The organism is Geodermatophilus normandii (assembly GCF_003182485.1).
In the GTDB taxonomy this organism is placed as follows: Bacteria; Actinomycetota; Actinomycetes; order Mycobacteriales; family Geodermatophilaceae; genus Geodermatophilus; species Geodermatophilus normandii.
Window position 1 is genome coordinate 3462657 of record NZ_QGTX01000001.1, and the last position, 17838, is coordinate 3480494.

15 protein-coding genes and 1 tRNA gene are annotated in these 17838 nt (G+C 73.9%); 12 read left to right on the top strand and 4 right to left on the bottom strand.

Going from position 1 to position 17838, the window contains the following annotated elements:
- The first annotated feature begins 246 nt into the window (after positions 1 to 246).
- The 4 genes from JD79_RS16770 (at position 247) to JD79_RS16785 (ending at position 7435) form a co-directional block, all read left to right on the top strand.
- Positions 247 to 3675, top strand: coding sequence for a CHAT domain-containing tetratricopeptide repeat protein (locus tag JD79_RS16770; RefSeq protein WP_170149248.1), 3429 nt, complete (start codon positions 247 to 249; stop codon positions 3673 to 3675).
- Between the two features lie 141 nt (positions 3676 to 3816).
- On the top strand, positions 3817 to 4158 hold the full coding sequence (locus tag JD79_RS16775; protein ID WP_110006450.1) for a CATRA system-associated protein: 342 nt from the start codon (positions 3817 to 3819) through the stop codon (positions 4156 to 4158).
- Between the two features lie 7 nt (positions 4159 to 4165).
- Complete coding sequence (locus JD79_RS16780) at positions 4166 to 5689, top strand: CATRA conflict system CASPASE/TPR repeat-associated protein (protein WP_146220475.1); 1524 nt, start codon at positions 4166 to 4168, stop codon at positions 5687 to 5689.
- Between the two features lie 990 nt (positions 5690 to 6679).
- Positions 6680 to 7435 carry a hypothetical protein gene (locus JD79_RS16785; protein WP_110006452.1) on the top strand — a complete coding sequence of 252 codons (756 nt, stop codon included), beginning with the start codon at positions 6680 to 6682 and terminating at the stop codon, positions 7433 to 7435.
- A gap of 404 nt (positions 7436 to 7839) precedes the next feature.
- Here JD79_RS16785 and JD79_RS16790 read toward each other — a convergent pair.
- A tRNA-Leu gene (locus JD79_RS16790) sits at positions 7840 to 7924 on the bottom strand.
- A 93-nt stretch (positions 7925 to 8017) separates the two neighbouring features.
- On the opposite strand from JD79_RS16790, the gene JD79_RS16795 reads away from it, so the two are divergent.
- The 3 genes from JD79_RS16795 (at position 8018) to JD79_RS16805 (ending at position 11185) form a co-directional block, all read left to right on the top strand.
- Positions 8018 to 9337, top strand: a complete 1320-nt coding sequence (locus tag JD79_RS16795; protein WP_110006453.1) for a M20/M25/M40 family metallo-hydrolase — start codon at positions 8018 to 8020, stop codon at positions 9335 to 9337.
- A gap of 22 nt (positions 9338 to 9359) precedes the next feature.
- Entirely contained in the window at positions 9360 to 10166 is an 807-nt protein-coding gene (locus tag JD79_RS16800; RefSeq protein ID WP_110006454.1) for an SDR family oxidoreductase, read from the top strand.
- Between the two features lie 65 nt (positions 10167 to 10231).
- A complete protein-coding gene (locus JD79_RS16805; RefSeq protein WP_110006455.1) occupies positions 10232 to 11185 on the top strand; it encodes an NADPH:quinone oxidoreductase family protein in 954 nt (317 codons plus the stop codon).
- On the opposite strand, the gene JD79_RS16810 is transcribed toward JD79_RS16805, so the two are convergent.
- Positions 11182 to 11385 (bottom strand): DUF5703 family protein, encoded by a 204-nt coding sequence (locus JD79_RS16810; RefSeq protein ID WP_093578803.1) that lies wholly within the window; start codon positions 11383 to 11385, stop codon positions 11182 to 11184. The genes JD79_RS16805 and JD79_RS16810 overlap by 4 nt on opposite strands.
- Before the next feature lie 120 nt (positions 11386 to 11505).
- On the opposite strand from JD79_RS16810, the gene JD79_RS16815 reads away from it, so the two are divergent.
- The 4 genes from JD79_RS16815 (at position 11506) to JD79_RS16825 (ending at position 13818) form a co-directional block, all read left to right on the top strand.
- Positions 11506 to 11766 (top strand): hypothetical protein, encoded by a 261-nt coding sequence (locus JD79_RS16815; RefSeq protein ID WP_110006456.1) that lies wholly within the window; start codon positions 11506 to 11508, stop codon positions 11764 to 11766.
- Between the two features lie 64 nt (positions 11767 to 11830).
- A complete protein-coding gene (locus tag JD79_RS16820) occupies positions 11831 to 12313 on the top strand; it encodes a hypothetical protein (protein ID WP_110006457.1) in 483 nt (160 codons plus the stop codon).
- Positions 12314 to 12856: 543 nt separating this feature from the next.
- Positions 12857 to 12988 (top strand): hypothetical protein, encoded by a 132-nt coding sequence (locus JD79_RS24310; RefSeq protein WP_281270323.1) that lies wholly within the window; start codon positions 12857 to 12859, stop codon positions 12986 to 12988.
- 59 nt (positions 12989 to 13047) lie between these two features.
- Entirely contained in the window at positions 13048 to 13818 is a 771-nt protein-coding gene (locus JD79_RS16825) for a DUF2470 domain-containing protein (RefSeq protein ID WP_110006458.1), read from the top strand.
- Between the two features lie 51 nt (positions 13819 to 13869).
- Here the strand turns inward: JD79_RS16825 and JD79_RS16830 are convergent, their stop codons facing one another.
- Positions 13870 to 15849, bottom strand: a complete 1980-nt coding sequence (locus tag JD79_RS16830) for an AAA family ATPase (RefSeq protein WP_110006459.1) — start codon at positions 15847 to 15849, stop codon at positions 13870 to 13872.
- On the bottom strand, positions 15846 to 16826 hold the full coding sequence (locus JD79_RS16835; RefSeq protein WP_110006460.1) for an aldo/keto reductase: 981 nt from the start codon (positions 16824 to 16826) through the stop codon (positions 15846 to 15848). Before JD79_RS16835 ends, JD79_RS16830 begins: the two co-directional genes overlap by 4 nt.
- 177 nt (positions 16827 to 17003) lie before the next feature.
- Between JD79_RS16835 and JD79_RS16840 the strand changes: the two genes are divergently transcribed.
- Positions 17004 to 17837 carry an undecaprenyl-diphosphate phosphatase gene (locus tag JD79_RS16840; protein ID WP_110006461.1) on the top strand — a complete coding sequence of 278 codons (834 nt, stop codon included), beginning with the start codon at positions 17004 to 17006 and terminating at the stop codon, positions 17835 to 17837.
- Position 17838: the final 1 nt, after the last annotated feature.

Sequence of the window (17838 nt, forward strand, 5' to 3'; positions counted from 1 at the left end):
CTGACTACCGCCCTCCTCGGCGACACGCCGGGAGTGGCTCCGGTGCGCATCTCTCCCACGACTCACTCCGATTGCTGCGAAGCGACAGGTGCACTGGCGGTGCTGGCTGCGTGAGAGTCATCCGAGTCGCTCCGCCGGCGCCGGACGTCGAGCGCGGAAACAAGACGCTGGCGCGTCCCTCGGTGGCCGATGACGGCGGCTGGATCAGGGCCGCGAGGCGGCGGCCGTGGTCCAGAGGGGGAACCGATGCAGGAACAGAACCCACTGCGGGAAGTGCTTCTCGCTTCGATCAAGGACCGTCTACGTCGATTCCTGGATCACGGGGACGAGGAAGCCGTGCTGTCGAACGAGGCCCTTGCGGAAGCGGCCCTCGCGCTGCACCTGGTTCCTGATCTGCTCGACGATCCAGCGGTCCTGTACGCCCTGGGGATGCTGCGCTGGTTGCGGTACCAGGTGGGGAGAAGCCCGGATGAGGATCGCGAGGAGCTCGCTGCGGCACTGCTGCTACTCCTCCCTGTCTACAGTGGGTCGCCCGATGCGATCCCCGATCCGCTCCGCCACTACCTGGACCGGCACCCACCTGGCGGTGCATTCGACCCGGACGTGATGGCCAAGCGGGCTGCCCCGTTCCTGCGCTCAGCGTCCATACGGGAAGCGCTGGACAGTCGTGACGACGGCGCGTTGTCAGCGGCCATCGAGATCCTGCGGGACGCCGTTGCGGCCACTCCCTCGGAGGACCCTGACCGCAACCGCCTACTCGGTCCACTGGCCAGCGTCCTGCAGGCCCATTACGAGGCGAGCGGTGATCTCAGCGAGTTGGACGAGGCCGTCGAGACGGGGGAGGCGGCAGTCGCCGCCGCGCCCGTCGACTCGGCCGAACGCGCTGGGGCGTTGATCAACCTCGGGGTGGCTCTGCTCTGGAGCTATGAGCACCGGGGCGATCTGGACGACCTCGAGCGGGCGATTCGGACAGGCAGGCAGGCCGTCGCGGTCACCCGTGGCGACTCGACCCTCCAGATCCAGGCCCGGTCGAACCTGGGAGGGGCCCTCCTACGGCGGTTCGAGCGCCGCGGTGATCCCGCCGATCTCGACGAGGCGATCGAGGCCCACGAGGCCGCGGTCGAAGCCTCCGACGACCATCCCCGTCGTGCCGGGTTCCTGTCGAACCTCGGGGTGGTCCTGCGTCTGCGCTACGAGTACCGGGGCGAACTGGATGACCTGAATCGCGCGGTGGACGCGACCGAGGCCGCGGTCACCGAGGCGCCTGCGGGTCATCCGGATCGCCCGGGCAGTCTGATGCACCTGGGCGCTGCCCTGTGGACCCGGTATCTCCACCTGGGCCATGTGACGGATCTCGACCGGGCCATCGAGGCCGGGGAAGCGGCACAGGCTGCGTTCCCCGCCGGCGTACCGGACGGGACTCGTAGCCTGACCAATCTGGCAACACTCCTGCACACCCGGTACATGCGTCTCGGCCGCTTGGAGGACCTGAACCGGGCCATCGAGGCCGGAGAAGCCGCACTGGCCGCTGTCGCCGACGACGTTCCGGACCGGGGCACCGTCCTGTCCAATCTCGGAGGCTCGCTGTCTGCGCGACATGACCGGTTGGGGCAACTCGCCGATCTGGAGCGGGCGATCGCGGTGGGAGAGGCGGCACTGACGGTCATCCCTGCGGACTCACCGAGTCGTGCCGGGACGCTGACCAACCTCGGACTGGCCCTCCACCGTCGATTCGGGCGACTGGGACACCACGCCGATCTGGACCGGGCGATCCAGCTCAGCGAGGCCGCGGTCGCGGCGACACCGTCCCAGTTCCCCGATCGAGCGCTGTACCTGTGCAACCTCGGAGCAGACCTGCTGACCCGGTTCCAGCACACCGGGGCATCGGAGGACCGGCATCGAGCCGCGGCAGCCCTGCGGGAGGCGGCGACGTCCCGCACGGCGCCTGCGAGCACCCGGGCCAACGCCGGCAACCTGTGGGGGCAGGCGGCAGTGGCTGGGGAGGACTGGGCGGAGGCGGTGGAGGGCTACTCGGCGGCCATCGACTTGTTGTCCCAGGTCGCGACTCGGGATCTCGAGCGTCCGGATCAGGAGTTCCGGCTCGGCCCGCTGGCCGGGCTGGCGTCGCGGGCGGCGGCCTGCTGTCTCCAGGCCGGGCAGGTGGACCGGGCGGTGGAGCGGCTCGAGCAGGGGCGCGGAGTATTGCTGGGGCACGCCTTGGACACGCGCACGGACCTCAGCACCCTGGAACGAGAACATCCGGAGCTGGCGGCCGAGTTCATCCGACTACGCCGCGAGTTCGATGGTCCTGCAGGCTCACCTCTCGAGTTCCCGGCCGACGGCCCTCCCGTCCTGGGCTTCTCGGGCGCCGACTTCGACCTGCCTGCGGCCGGACGGGAGATCGATCGGCGCCTCGCGCTGGCCGAGCAGTTCGAGCGCCTCACCGCCGACATCCGGTCCCACGCGGGGTTCGAGCGCTTTCTGCTGCCACCCCCGGTGGGTGAGCTCCTGCAGGCCGCGGACCAGGGGCCGCTGGTGCTGGTCAACGTCGACGAGATCCGATCCGATGCCCTGCTGCTGACGACGTCGGGAGTGCAGGTGGTGCCACTCCCGGCGCTGACCCCCGGGCTCGTTCGCGACCAGGTGGTCGCCCTGCTCGACGCGCTCGACACGGCGCAGGAGAGTGCAGCGCCATCGGGCGAGCGTGACCGAGCCGAGGCGCAGCTGCTCGGCATCCTGGGGTGGCTGTGGGACACGATCGCCGGCCCGGTGCTGGAGGCCCTCGACATCACCCGCGCACCGGACGAACGGGCCGGGGAAGGGTGGCCACGACTGTGGTGGTGCCCGTCGGGGCTGCTGTCGTTGCTACCGCTGCACGCCGCCGGACGTCACGCCACCCGGTTCGACCGTTCCCCGACCACGGTGCTGGACCGTGCGCTGTCCGCCTACACGCCGACCGTGCGGGCGCTCATGCACGCTCGCCGCCGTCATGCTGCTCGGCTGACCGGCTCGCCTTCCACCGACGGGGGCCAGCTGCTCGTGGTGACCATGCCGCACACCCCAGGCGAGCGGGACTTGCCCGGGACCGTGGAGGAGGCCGTGGTCTTGCGAGAGCTGTTCCGGGACCGGGTCCTCCTCCTGCACGGTGAGCTGCATCCCGAGGACGCCGCGCGCCTGGAGGACTTCGTTCTCGATCCCGCCGAGGTGGGTGCGACGTACGAGCGAACTGCTGCGGCGTTGCCCACCTGCCGCTGGGTCCACTTCGCCTGCCACGCCACCAGCGACGCGACCAACCCCTCGGCCAGTCGGCTGCTGCTCGCCGACCACCGGACGCGGCCGCTGACCGTGCTGGAACTGACCCGGCTGCGCCTGGAGGACGCCGAGCTGGCGTTCCTCTCTGCCTGCGCCACCGCCCGCACCAGCCTCCGGTTGGCCGATGAGGCCATCCAGCTCGCCGCCGCCTGTCAGGTGGCCGGCTATCGGCGTGTCATCGCCACCCTGTGGCCGATCGCCGATCGACCCGCCGTCCGCATCGCCGCGGACGTCTATCAGGGCCTCGCCGACCACGGTGCCGACCGGGCCGCCCTCGCCCTGCACCAGGTCGTCCGCCGCCGTCGCGACCTCGACCCCACCCGATCCTCCAGATGGGCGGCTCACGTGTACAGCGGGGCCTGATGATGGTGAGCGTCCTCATCGCTTCTGGCGGTCCCGCCTCCGCGGTACTCGCAGCCGGGGCTGGAAGCCCTGCGGCCGGTATCGCGGGGCGTCAGCTCGCAGCTCGGCGGATCCGCTCCACTCGGCCCGGGGGTGAACCCGATGAATGACGAGGTCCTCGACGAGACGGTGGATGCCCTGCGGCACGTCCTGCTGCGAGTCCAGTTGTCGAGCAGCGGTTGGTCAGACATCGAAGAACTGCTGCCGAGGTTCACGGATGCGGTCGCGGCCGATGACGGCCAGGAGCTCTCCGGGGCGGTGGCCTCCCTGGATCTGCTCGCCTCCCGGCGGATGACGAGTGCGGAGACGCCGCCGTCGGAGGAGGTGTTGGGGCCCGCGTCCGCGCCGGTACGGGAGCGGATCAACGAGTTGATACACACACTGGAGAGCCTGCGGCGGGGTAGGGGGGCGGGCTCCGATGGGGCGCAGCGGGCTCCAGGCTGAGGCCCTGGTGGTGCACCTGTTCGTCGCGGGGGACGGGGAGGAGCAGGACGCCGATCACGAGTTCGTGCTGAATGTGTGGCAGGCCTGCGCGGACCCGCCGTTGGGGATGACCGAGCCTCTACGAGTGCCCGACTTGCCGGTGGAGCCGTCGGCGGAGCAATTGGCTGAGCGCGGTCTCGGCTCCCGGCTGCTCGCCGGTCGCCAGGCGCCACTCCCGGACGAGCAAGGGGCACCGCACGTGCAGCAGGCCCTGCTGCGCCGGGAACACGACTCCCTGTGCATCTCGGTGGTGCGGGAGCCGCCGCCGGCCTCGCGCAAGGGCTGGTGCGAGCTCGACGACGAGTGGTCGGAGGTCGTGAGACACATCCCGTCCCCGCCGGGCCTGCTGGGATCGGCGCGGCTGTTCGTGGCGCAGGTCCGCGCCCGCCGGCCACCACGCCCGACCCCGGCCGTGACCAGGGCGGTACAGGCTCGCTGGGCTGCGCCGACGAGCACGGGGCAGCCGTTCACACGAGGAGTCACCGTGCCGCCGGGATTTGCGGTGTGGGAGGACTTCCCGCCGACCGACGACCGGATCGAGCGGCGGATCGTGGTGGTGGGCGCCAGGGGTGAGGATGCGGCGCTGAGCGCCTGGACGTGGGTCGGCCCCGAACGGACGCTCCCCCCTCTGGGGCGGTATCTGTTGCATGCAGCCAAGGTCCGCTATCAGTGGCGGATCTGGGATGCCGAGCAGGGATTCCGACAGTTGCGGCGCCAAGCCGATGCAACGGTCCAGCGTCTCCTGCCCTTGATCGGCCCCGCGACCGTCGACGGACAGCGGCAGGAGCCCAGCCAGGCGCAGCTGGTGCGGGCCTCCCACGAACTCGACACGTTGCAGGCCGACGAGTTGAGCCTGGTGCAGACAGTGACGCGGCTCCGAGAGATGCGCCGCACCGTCGACATCGCAGCCGCCAACCAGGCGGCGGCCATCGGACAGGTGCAGCTCGACGGGCCGTTCGCCAGTGACCGGTCGCTGTCCGGGTGGTTCGGCCAACAACTGGAGGACGACGCGGCCTACCTCGAAGCAGCCCGGGAGCGCGCCTCTCAGGTCACGACCCTGGCCGACCAGTTGGTGGGGCGAGGTCAACAGCGTCGGCAGGAACGCTTCAACTTGGGACTCACCGGAATCGTCGGTGCCATCCTGATGAGCCTGGCGGCGATCCAGTCGCTGAACTACGAAGTACCCGTATCGGGGCCGGTGAAGCCTGCCCTGATCACCACACTCGGTCTGCTCACGATGCTGGTCTCCATGGTGGTGTTGCGTTTCGCGGTGCCTGATCGGCGTTGGCCCGTCGTACTGGTCTGGATGACCTGCGGGGCAACGGCAGCCGCGGCGACCTGGATCGGGATGGCGGCCATCGCTGGAGGCGCGAGCTCTCCTGCAAGAACCTGGCTCTGGGCCGGGCTGAGCTTCCTCGCCGGCACGTCGCTTGCCTGGGCCGTCACCAGCTTACGGCGCGGATGTGCTGATTCCGCCCAGGCGCCTACGTGACTACGGCTGCCGCCGGCGGACTGAGGCTCTGCCGGATGACCTCGATCACCGGCCCCTCCAGGCTGGGCATCTTCCCGGCCCAGCCTCCACCCGGCGGCCGGGAACCAGGCTGATCGTTTCCGCGTGGGGCGATCAACCTCCGACCGACAAGCCATCCTCGACGCCCGACGCTGACCGACGTCGGTCGATGACCGGACGGGCGCTGACCTGAGTTTCGTCGTCGACCATCGTCGCCCGACGACCGCAAGATCAGCTCCTGGATCATGCTCGCCGTGACCGCTGTCGACGTCCCTGAGCGACCGTGCGACGACACCCGGTGGGGGCGCGGCCGGTGCCGGGCCGGCCGGTCAGGGGCTACCCCCGTCGCGTGATGGGGGAGGGAGTCGTGTCGTCGGCGGACGGCGGGATCCCATCTGGCTGGTGCCCGTGCAGTCGCGTGACCAGGACGGCGACCTGGGTGCGGCGGGCATCGGGCGAGAGACCGCCGACCGCTTCGCCGCGCTCCTCGACGGCTGACCGGACCGCGGAGTGTCGAACTGGTATCACGAGGGCCCGCCGACCCCGGACACGGAAGCGCCCCGGTCCCTGACCTGCAGGAATCCCGGGGCGATCTCGTGTCCGGGGGGGGGCGACCTGTCACATACGCACACGACTCGACGGCTGGCGAAGAGCCGTCATCTGGTGTCCGAGGGGGACTCCGTATCTCCGCACACGGCTATGGACGTGCTGCCGGGCCTCCCTTTGACCCGGGTGACGTGCGGGGATCAGAGGTCGGGGCCGGCGCAACCGGGCGCGCTGGCGGTACGCGTTCCGGTGACGTGCCGTCTGTCGGCCGAGGCGCCAACCGGACAGCGAGGCAGCGGTCCGTGCCATTCCTCCTGTGGCCCCAGCGGAGACCCAGGGGATCTCGTCGACGGCGCGGTTCTCAGGCCTGTGCCGGGCTGGCCGGCGCCGACAGCGAGGGGTCCGATGGTGGCAGCATCCGGCGACATGGACGCCCCTGCGCCGCACCGCTTCGTCGCCCGTGTCATCGAGGAGTCCGAGAACAAGATCCACGATGACGGCGTCGCCCGGCGGTTCGGCTTCTCCGGCGCGCTGGTGCCCGGGGTGGAGCTCTTCGCCCGCACGACCACGCCCCTGGTGGCGGCTTGGGGAGAGGAGTGGCTGTCCGGCGGGCGGGTCGACCTGCGCTTCCGTCGGCCGGTCTACGACGGCGAGGAGGTGCTGGTCGACGTGACCGGTGGCCGGCTGACCGTCACCGGCGCGGACGGTGAGGTGCGCTGCCTGGGCTCGACCGGTCGCACGGGGGACCGCCCCGACCTCGCCGACTTCGCGGAGGTGTCCGCTGCCGGCGAGCCGGTGATCGACCCGGTCGCCGGGCCGTTCGGCAGCGTCCACGAGGCCGGCACCGTCGAGGAGAACGAGTGGTATCTCGATGCGATCGGCGAGCCGTTGCCGCTGTACCGGGAGAGGTCGTGGGCGCATCCCGGTCTGTTGCTGCGCCTGGTCAACGAGCTGCTCGTGCACAACGTCGCCCTCGGACCGTGGATCCACACCTCGAGCGACTGCACCTTTCTCGGCATCGCCCGGCTGCCTGCGCAGATGACCGTGCACGGACGGGTCACCGACGTGGGCCGGCGCGGCCGGCACGAGGAGGTCCGCTACGACGCCCTGGTCCTGGCCGACGCCGAGCCCGTGCTGCACGTCCACCACACCGCGCTCTACCGGCTCTCCACCACGGCCTGACGCCGGCCGGCGGTCAGCCGTCGGACCCCGGAAGACGACTGGCGTGCTCCTGGCGGACGACCGGGCGGCAGGAGGGGCCCGCGGCCCGCCGACGTCCTGCACTGCCGGCGCTCCCGCGTGACCAGCCAGGTGCTGCGGCTGCCACCGGAGGAAGGCCCGCAGGGTCACCGCGCCGTGTCCACCGTGTGGCGTCGGTGGCCAGCGGGCAGCCGGAGATCGCCGTCGCGTCCGGTGAGGACGGCGGCGCCCGACATGGCGACCAGGAGGCCGGCGACGAGCACCGGTGTCGCCCGTGTGTGGCGCGACAGGGTGCGGCCGCGCGAAGGCGGTGCGGCAGCCCGCCAGGTCCCCGAGACGTGAAGCGCCCCGGGTCCCTGACCTGCAGAGACACCGGGGCGGTGCTGTGTCCGAGGGGGGACTTGAACCCCCACGCCCGATAAAGGGCACTAGCACCTCAAGCTAGCGCGTCTGCCATTCCGCCACCCGGACGAGTGCGACACCACGATAGCAAGTCGCGATCGCCGTCCGGTGCAGGCCCTGACCAGGAGTCGCGGTGCTGCCGTCCCGCCCTACGCTCGCCGGGTGGAGAACCCAGGTCCCGTCCAGGCCCAGGCCGAGGTCGCCGAGCTGCTCAGCGAGCTGATCCGGATCGACACGACGAACACCGGCGACACCGCCACCAGCGCCGGGGAGCGGGCCGCCGCCGAGTGGGTGGCCGGCAAGCTCGACGAGGTCGGCATCGGGTCGCAGGTCCTCGAGTCCGAGCGCGGGCGGGCCAGCCTGGTCGCCCGCATCCCCGGCGCCGACCCCGGCCGCCCGGCGCTGCTGGTCCACGGGCACCTCGACGTCGTCCCGGCCGACCCCGCCGAGTGGAGCGTGCACCCCTTCTCCGGCGAGGAGCGCGACGGCTACGTCTGGGGCCGCGGCGCCGTCGACATGAAGGACATGGACGCCATGGTCCTGGCGCTGGTGCGCGAGTGGGCCCGCACCGGCGTGCAGCCCCCGCGCGACGTCGTGCTCGCCTACGTCGCCGACGAGGAGGCCGGTGGCAAGCTCGGCGCCCGCTGGCTGGTCGACGAGCACCCCGACCTGTTCGAGGGGTGCTCGGAGGCGATCAGCGAGGTCGGCGGGTTCAGCATCACCGTCCGCGACGACCTGCGCCTCTACCTCGTCCAGACGGCGGAGAAGGGCCTGGCCTGGATGCGCCTGACGGCCGGGGGCAGGCCCGGTCACGGCTCGTTCGTCCACGACGACAACGCCGTCACCCGGCTGTGCCAGGCCGTCGCGCGGCTGGGCTCGACCCGCCTGCCCACCGTCCTCACCCCGCCGATGCGGCAGTTCCTCGCCGCCGTCGAGGAGGCCTACGGCATCGAGATCGACCCCGACGAGCCCGAGGAGGCGCTCGCCCGCCTCGGCAGCATCAGCCGGATGATCGGCGCGGCCCTGCGCAACACCGCCAACCCCACGATGCTGCAGGCCGGCTACAAGACCAACGTCATCCCCGGCACCGCCAGCGCCACCGTCGACGGCCGCTTCCTGCACGGGCAGGCCGAGGAGTTCGAGCGGCAGCTGGCGAACCTGGTCGGCGAGGGCGTCCAGCGCGAGTGGATCGTCCACGACCAGGCCGTGGAGACGACGTTCGACGGCCCCCTGGTCGACTCGATGGTCGCCGCGCTGAGGAGCGAGGACGACGGCGCCCGCCCGGTGCCGTTCACCATGAGCGGCGGCACCGACGCCAAGAGCTTCGAGCGCCTCGGCATCCGCTGCTTCGGCTTCTCGCCGCTGCGGCTGCCCGCCGACCTGGACTTCGCCTCGCTGTTCCACGGCATCGACGAGCGGGTGCCGGTGGAGTCGCTGCGCTTCGGCGTCCGGGTGCTCGACCGGTTCCTCCGGGCGGCGTGACCGCCCGTGGTGTGATGCGGGGGTGACCTCTCCCACACCTCCCGGCCCCGGTTCCGTCGCGCTGATCACCGGAGGGACCGGCGGCTTCGGCCGCGCCCTCACGCAGAAGCTGCGCGAGCGGGACGTCACCGTCGTCGCCGCCGACCTCGACAGCGAGCGCAACCGGTCGGTCGCCGACGAGCTCGGCGCTCACTTCGTCGCCCTCGACGTCACCGACCGCGCCGCGAACGAGGCCGTCGTCGCGCAGGTGGAGGCCGAGCACGGCCGGCTCGACGCCGCCTACCTCAACGCCGGCATCTCCGCGGCCAAGAGCGACGACGCCCTCGACCTCGACGAGTTCATGCGCGTGGTCGACGTCGACCTGTTCGGCGTCGTCTACGGCGTCGCGGCGGCCCGACCCGCGATCGCGCGGGCCGGCGGAGGAGCGATCGTGGTGACCGCGTCGCTGGCCGGCCTGTCGCCCATGCCGTCGGACCCCGGGTACAGCGTGGCCAAGGGCGGTGCGATCGCCTTCGTCCGGTCGATGGCCCCGCGCCTGACCCGCGAGGGCATCACGATCTCGGCCATCTGCCCCGGCTTCGCCGACACCGCGATCATCGACCGCATCCGGCACGAGTTCGAGGCGGCGGACTTCCCGGTGATCCCGGCCGCCGAGGTCGCCGACGCGATGGTGATGGCCTGGGAGTCGGGGGAGCCCGGCGCGGCCTACGTCATCCAGCCCGGCGTCGGCACGGTGCCCTACAGGTTCAAGGGCGTGCCCAGCGCGAAGACGGCCACCGGCGAGACCGCCGTCGTCCCCGAGGCGCTGCGCCCGCCCTCGATGCGGTGAGACGGATGGTCTGAGGCCAGGGCCCCGGTGACGCCGGTCACCGGGGCTCTGGCAGGGTCGGGCCCATGCGCGCATGGCGGGTCCACGAGCTCGGTGACCCCTCGGAGGTCATGAGGTTCGAGGACGTCGAGGAGCCGGTCCCGGCCGAGGGGCAGATCAAGGTCCGGGTGCGGGCCGCCGCGCTGAACTTCCCCGACGTGCTCATGGCGCAGGGGAGGTACCAGGAGCGCCCGCCGCTGCCCTTCACGCCGGGCGTCGAGCTGTGCGGGGAGACCGAGGACGGCCGCCGGGTCATCGGCGGGCCGGCCGGCGGGCCCGGCGCCTTCGCCGAGTACGCGCTGATGAACGCCCGCGACGCCTGGCCGGTGCCCGACTCGCTGTCCGACGAGAAGGCCGCCGCCCTCTACCTGACCTACCAGACCGGCCACGTCGGCCTGCACCGCCGCGCGCACCTGCAGGCAGGCGAGTGGCTGCTCGTGCACGCCGGTGCCGGCGGCGTCGGGTCGGCGGCGATCCAGCTCGGCAAGGCCGCCGGCGCGAAGGTCGTCGCCACGGCCGGCGGCGCGCACAAGACCGAGGTCTGCCGCGAGCTCGGCGCCGACCACGCCATCGACTACACGGCCGAGGACTTCGTGCCGGTCGTCAAGGAGCTCACCGGCGGCGAGGGGGCCGACGTCGTCTACGACCCGGTGGGCGGTGACGTCTTCGACAGGTCGCGGAGGTGCATCGCCTTCGAGGGCCGGCTCGTCGTGGTCGGCTTCACCAGCGGGCGCATCCCCGAGGCGCCGGCCAACCACGCCCTGGTCAAGAACTACAGCGTCGTCGGCCTGCACTGGGGGCTGTACAAGAAGAAGGACCCGGCCGTGATCGGCCAGACCCACGACGAGCTCGTCCGGCTGGTCACCGCCGGGCAGATCGACCCGCTGGTCGGTCAGGTGCTGCCGCTGGACCAGGCGCCGCGGGCGCTGGCCGCGCTCGCCGACCGCGGCACGGTCGGCAAGGTCGTGCTCGTTCCCTAGGTGACCGGCATCGGGAGGTAGGACAGCCGGGCGCGACGGCGGAGGATGGCCTTGCGGGTGCCGTCGGCGTGCAGCTGGAGACGCGCGAGCTCCCAGCCGCCGACGTCGACCTGCAGGCTCAGCATGGTGGCCGCTGCGGTCCGGGACGTGCCCGGCGGGATCCGCAGCGGCGCGTACTCGTAGTCGTCGGCCGTGCTCACCCCAGCGATGTTGCCACGCCGACACCTGCCGGTCACCCGCCCGCCGTCCGCGGGGCTGCCACCCCGGAGCGCGGACGGCAGGATGGGCCCGGACCCGCCAGCCCCACCCGAGGAGACGACGTGACCGATCCCGGTTCCGCCAGCGACGCCGACCGCGCCGAGCAGGAGGCCCTCCTCGAGCCCGCGGCGCCCGCGGTCGCGGGGGAGGCCGGCCCGATCACCGACGGCGCGGACGAGGCCGACGCGCTCGAGCAGCAGCTGGCCACCGCACCGGGGTCGGCCGGCCCGCTGCGCCCGATCGGCGACGTCGACGCCAACGAGGCCGACGTCCTCGAGCAGGAGGCCGACGTCCCCTACGACGAGGACGACCGCACCTCCTGACGCCGCGGCACCCGATCGGGGGAGCGCCTCGCGCTGAGGATGCGCGGCACCGACGATCCCCGGCGTGACCGCCGCCGTCGTCTCGATCGTCCTGCTGCTCGTCGGGCTGCCCCTGCTGGCGTTCTGGCTGGGCGGGCGGCGGTTCTGGTCCCGGCTGCGGCCGGGGCGGGGCCCGGACCCCTGGGGCGACCTGGTCCGGACGCACGGCCTCAGCGCCGCGGAGGCCGCCGCGGTCGACGCCGCGGTCGCGCGCGGGCAGCGGCTGGACGACGAGCGGCTGCGGCGGGCCGCGGTCGCGCACGCGCGGCAGGCGCTGTCCGGTCTGCGGTGGCAGGAGGCGACCCGGGGCCAGCGGGTGCTGCTGGTCCTGGTGGCGCTCTGGCTCCTCCTGCAGGTGGTGGGCGTCGTCGTCCAGCTCGCCGCGGGGGAGCCCGGGGACGTCTCCTGGGGCGTCGTCGCGGTCCTGGCCGTGGCCGTCGTCGCGACCGTGGTCTTCCGGCGCCGGCTGCAGCGGGCCGTCGAGGTCAACACCGGGCCGCCCGCCTGACCTGTCGGTGGGGGCCGGTAGACCGCCGGCACGACGGTCGTGGTGACCACGCCCACCGGGAACGTGACGCGGCGACGCCCGGGCGCACGAGCACCTGCGCCCGCTGCCGGCCGCCTGGCCGGCGCGCGTCCCCCGTCCGGGGTGGCCGTGTCCGTCCGCGGGCCGGCGCCGGGCATGCTCGGCGGGTGCCCCTGGTGCTCGTGCTGCTGCTCCTGCTCGCCCTCGCGCTGCCGCTGCTGTCCTGGGCGATGGCCGGCCGCCGGTTCTGGGCGGACCTCCGCGGGCCCGGCACGCGCGACCTGCGCGCGGAGGTCGTCGCGCGGCACGGGCTCACCGGCGGCGAGGCCGACACCGTGCAGACGGCGGTGACCCGCGGCCGCCCGGTGGGGGAGCCGCGGCTGCGCCCGGCGGCCGCGGACTGGGCCGGCACCACCCTGGCCGTGCTCGACGAGCAGCGCGCGCGGCACGCCGGGCGCGACCGCGCCGCCGCCGCCGTCCTGGGGCCTGGCCGGGCTCTGCCTGCTGGTCGCGCTGGTCCTGGCCGTGGTGCTCGACGCCGGCGTCCTGTCCTACGTGCTCGTCGTGCTCGCCGGCGGGGCGATCGCCAACCTGGCGCTGCTCCCGCTCCTGGTACGGCGCAACCTGCGGCGGGCGGTCCCGGCCAACGGGGGGTGACGCTTCCCCCGGGAGATCAGCTCAGGTTAGGCTAACCTGAGTCGTCCCGAGGGGGAGCCTTGACCACCTGCCCCGGTCCGCCGGCGCCGCCCGTCGCCGGCGCCCCCGAGCGCGCCCGGACCGCCGCCACCCGCACCGCCGCCGCGCTGTGCGTGGCCGGCCGGGAGCCGAGCCGCCCGCTGGCGCACGCCACCACCGCCGCCGGGCAGGTGCTCGTGCTCGTCCCCGCCGACGGCGAGGTGGCCGGCGTCCTCGGCACCGCCCCCGACCGGGACGTGTCGGCCCTGCTGATGGTCAGCGACCGCGCGCCGGTGCCGCTGCGCGACCCGGTGCGGGCCACCCTGTGGCTGTCCGGCTGGCTCACGCCGGTGCCCGAGGCCGACCGGCGCGCCGCCGCCGTCGCCTTCGCCGAGGTCCGGCCCGAGGGCGCCCTGCTCGACGTCGGCACGAGCGCGCTGCTGCTGCGGCTGGACCTCGCCGAGGTGGTGCTGCGCGAGGGCGGCGCCTGCGCGGAGGTGGCCCCGGCCGACTTCGCCGCAGCCCGCCCCGACCCGGTCGCCGCCGTCGAGGAGCGGATGCTGCAGCACCTCGACCGCGACCACCCCGACGTCCTCGCCGTCCTCCGCAGCCGCGTGCCGACCGCGCCGGGGGAGACCGTGCGGCCGCTCGGCGTCGACCGGTTCGGCTACCGGCTGCGCGTCGAGCGGCCGGGCGGGCACCGCGACGTCCGGGTGCCCTTCGCGCGCCCGCTCACCTGCCCCGGCCAGCTCCGCGCCGCCACGTCGCAGCTCCTGTGCGCCCTGCGCGCCGGCCTGGCCCGCCGCGACTGAGGAGGGACCCGTTGCTCCCGCGTTCGCGGCGGGCTCCCGGGGAGCGGCCGGTCAGGTGTCCAGGCCCTCGCGGAGGAGCTGCGCCAGCCGGGTGCGCCGCGGGCGGACGTCGACCTCCCGCACCGCCCGGGCCAGCGCGGCGCCGGAGGCGTGCACGATCGACAGGTGCTGCTGCGCCCGCGTGAGCGCGGTGTAGACCAGCGGCCGCGACAGCATCCCGCCGGCCTCCGGCGGCAGCACCACGACGACGCCCGGCCACTCCGAGCCCTGCGCGCGGTGCACGGTGATCGCCCAGCCGTGCTTGAGGTCGGGCAGCGCATCGCCGGGCACCGTCACCGGCCCCGAGGTGAAGTCGACGGTCAGCGAGCCCTCGCCGGTCCCGGTCACGACGCCCACCTCGCCGTTGGCGAAGCCGATCGGCTCGAGGTCGAGGTGGTTGGCGGTGGCCACCACCCGGTCGCCGACGTCGAAGCCGAACACCGTGCCGTCGCCGGGGTTGAGCTTCTCCTTGAGCGCCCGGTTGAGCTCGATCGTGCCGGCCGGCCCGCGGTGCACCGGGGTCACCACCTGCACGTTGCGCGGCTCGATCCGCAGGGCCCGCGGGATCGAGTCGGTGACCAGCTGCACCACCCGCCGGGCGGCCTCGCCGCTGCCCGAGGCCGGGACGACGACGACCTCGCGGTCGGGGGAGTCGACCGGCGGCAGCTCCCCGGTGCGCACCGCGCTCGCCAGCCGGGCGATCGCGCCGCCCTCGGCCTGCCGGTACAGCGTGGTCAGCTCGGTCACGGGGACGACGCCGGAGTCGATGAGGTCGCCGAGCACGTGCCCGGGGCCGATCGAGGGCAGCTGCGCCGGGTCGCCCACCAGCAGCAGGTGGGTGCCGTCGGAGCAGGCCTCGACGAGCGCCGCGGTGAGCTCGACGTCGAGCATCGAGGCCTCGTCCACCACGACGACGTCGGCGTCGAGCGGCCACTCCTCGTTGCGGGTGAAGCCGCCGCCGAAGCCCTGCGAGCCCAGCAGCCGGTGCACGGTGACCGCCGGGTGGTCGGTGAGCTCCTCCAGGCGCTTGGCCGCCCGGCCGGTGGGCGCCGCGAGCGCGACCTCGGTGCCCTTGGCCTTCAGCAGCCGGACGACGGCGGCCACGGTGCGGCTCTTGCCGGTGCCCGGGCCGCCGGTGAGCAGCGAGACGCCGGCGCCGAGCACCTGCGCGACGGCCTGCCTCTGCGCCTCGTCCAGGCCCTTGGACACCGAGCGGACGGCGGCGGGGTCGGCGATCCGCTCGGCGGTGGCCGCCAGCCGGGCCACGCCCTCGGCCACCTCCTCCTCGGCCATGCCGTAGCGGGCCAGCGACAGGGTCCGCAGCGCGGGGTCGGGCTCGGGCGGCTCCTCGCCGGAGTCCTCGTCGACCTCCGGCTCCGGCGGCTCGTGGTCGAGCACGTCGCCGGACTCGACCGCCGCGACGATCGCCGCCGCCGGGTCGGTCACGCCCTCGGCGCGCAGCGCGGCCACGACCAGGTCGGCCGGCAGCACGGTGTGCCCGTCGCGGGCGGCGGTCCGCAGCGTCATGACGACGATCGCGCGGCCGCGGCGGGAGTCCTGCCGGTCGGCGCCGGGGAGCAGCGAGATCGCCAGCCGGTCGGCGTCGCCGAGCCGGACGTTGGTGAGCCCGAGCAGCGCCCACGGGTCGTCGCGCAGCCGGCGGGCGGCGTCGTCCCCCAGGGCGTCGGCTGCCGAGGACGCGAGCTTGGCGTCCAGCCCGGCCTCGACCAGCAGCCGGACGACCTCGTAGGTGGGCGCGGCGGACAGGAACGAGGAGAACAGCCGCTCGGCGCGCTGCTTGCCGATCCGCGGCATCTTCAGCAGCTTCGCCGCGGTGACGTCGTCGGGGGTGGTGATCCCGGCGCCGGGCAGCTCGGCGACGGCGCGCCTGCCCAGGCCCGGCCACAGCCCGGCGGTGCAGAACGCGCCGAAGACGGGGTCCGGCCAGACCGTCGCGGAGGCCGGTGCGGGGGAGATCGCGGGGGAGGTCATCGGGCCGCTCGCTGGTCGGGATAGGAGAAGTGCGGCGCCGAGACGTCCTCGAGCGCGGTGCGGATGGCCGCGGGCAGCCGGACGGCGTCGGCGTCGAGGGAGGCCTGCAGCTGCGCGGCCGTGCGCGCGCCGACGACGGGGGCGACGACGCCCGGGCGGTCGCGCACCCAGGCCAGCGCCACGGCCAGCGGGGAGGTGCCCAGCCCGTCGGCCGCGGTGACCACCGCCTCGACGATGCGGTCGGCGGTGGCCGAGCGCAGGTCGTCGACGAAGCCGGCCCACTGCGGCGAGGCGCCCCGGGACTCCGGCGGCGTGCCGGTCCGGTACTTGCCGGTCAGCAGCCCGCGGCCCAGCGGCGACCACGCCAGCACACCCAGCCCGAGCGCCTCCGCGGCCGGCACGACCTCCCGCTCGACGCCGCGCTGCAGCAGCGAGTACTCCACCTGCGTGCTCACCAGCGGCGTGCGCCCGGGCCAGGCGCGCTGCCAGGTGGCGGCCTGCGCGGTCTGCCAGCCGGTGTAGTTGCTCACACCCACGTAGCGCACGCGGCCGGTGGCGACGGCGGTGTCGCAGGCGGCGAGGGTCTCCTCGACCGGGGTGTGCTCGTCCCAGGCGTGCAGCTGCCACAGGTCGACGTGGTCGAGGCCCAGCCGCGCCAGCGAGGCGTCGAGCGCGGCCAGCAGGTGCCCGCGCGAGGCGCCGCGGCCCAGCGGCCCGCGCCCGGTGCGGCCCACGGCCTTGGTCGCGACGAGCACCTCCGACCGCGGGACGACGTCGGCCAGCAGCCGGCCCAGCGTCCGCTCGCTGTCGCCGTCGCAGTAGACGTCGGCGGTGTCGACGAGGGTGCCGCCGGCGTCGACGAAGGCGGTGAGCTGCAGCGCCGCCTCGTCCTCGTCGGTGTCCCGGCCCCAGGTCATGGTGCCCAGCGCGAGCCGGGAGACGACCAGGCCGCTGCGTCCCAGCGCCCGTTGTTCCACGACCGGCCAACCTACCGCCGGGGGACGACACCGGCCGGTGGGCGCGGCGGAGGAGGGGCGGCGCGCCGGTGTGGCTCCGCCCGCACCGGAGGGTCCGACCTAGGCTGTCCCCCCGTGCTCCCGTTCCGCCCGTGCCCGCCCGCCCGCCCGACGACGCACCGACGGGGCTGAGCGGCCGTGGGGTGGTTCGAGGCCGTCGTCCTGGGGCTCGTGCAGGGTCTGACGGAGTTCCTGCCGATCTCCTCCAGCGCGCACCTGCGGGTCGTCGGTGAGGCCGCCGGCTGGGGTGACCCGGGCGCGGCGTTCACCGCGATCACGCAGATCGGCACCGAGGCCGCGGTGCTCCTCTACTTCCGCCGGGACATCGCGCGGATCGTCGTCGCCTGGCTGCGGGCGCTGGCCGACCGGTCCGAGCGCGCCGACCCCGACGCCCGCACGGGCTGGCTGATCATCGTCGGCAGCATCCCGATCGTCGTCCTCGGCCTGCTGTTCCAGGACGACATCGAGACGACGCTGCGCGACCTGCGCATCGTGGCGATCTCGCTGGTCGCGTTCTCGCTGGTCCTCTACTGGGCCGACCGGGTGGGCCGCAAGCAGCGGGAGCTGCGGCAGCTCACCGTCCGCGACGGGCTGCTGTTCGGCCTGGCGCAGGCGATGGCGCTGGTGCCCGGCGTCTCCCGCTCGGGCGGCACGATCACCATGGGCCTGTTCCTGGGCTACACCCGCGCGGCGGCGGCCCGGTACTCGTTCCTGCTGGCCGTCCCGGCGGTGCTCGGCTCGGGCGGGTTCCAGGTCTACGAGGTGCTCACCGGCGGCGTCGAGGGGGAGACCGTCTCCTGGGGGCCGACGCTGCTGGCCACGGTCATCGCCTTCGGCGTCGGGCTGTCGGTGATCGCCTGGCTGCTGCGCTACCTCGACCGCGGCACGTTCACGCCGTTCGTCGTCTACCGCGTGGTGCTGGGCCTGGCGCTGCTGGCGCTGGTCGGCGTCGGGGTCCTCGCGCCCCAGTAGG

Coding starts and splice junctions, on each gene's coding strand:
- JD79_RS16770 (WP_170149248.1), top strand. CDS start 247: ATGCAGGAACAGAACCCACTGCGGGAAGTGCTTCTCGCTTCGATCAAG.
- JD79_RS16785 (WP_110006452.1), top strand. CDS start 6,680: ATGGACGCCCCTGCGCCGCACCGCTTCGTCGCCCGTGTCATCGAGGAG.
- JD79_RS16830 (WP_110006459.1), bottom strand. CDS start 15,849: ATGACCTCCCCCGCGATCTCCCCCGCACCGGCCTCCGCGACGGTCTGG.
- JD79_RS16805 (WP_110006455.1), top strand. CDS start 10,232: ATGCGCGCATGGCGGGTCCACGAGCTCGGTGACCCCTCGGAGGTCATG.
- JD79_RS16775 (WP_110006450.1), top strand. CDS start 3,817: ATGAATGACGAGGTCCTCGACGAGACGGTGGATGCCCTGCGGCACGTC.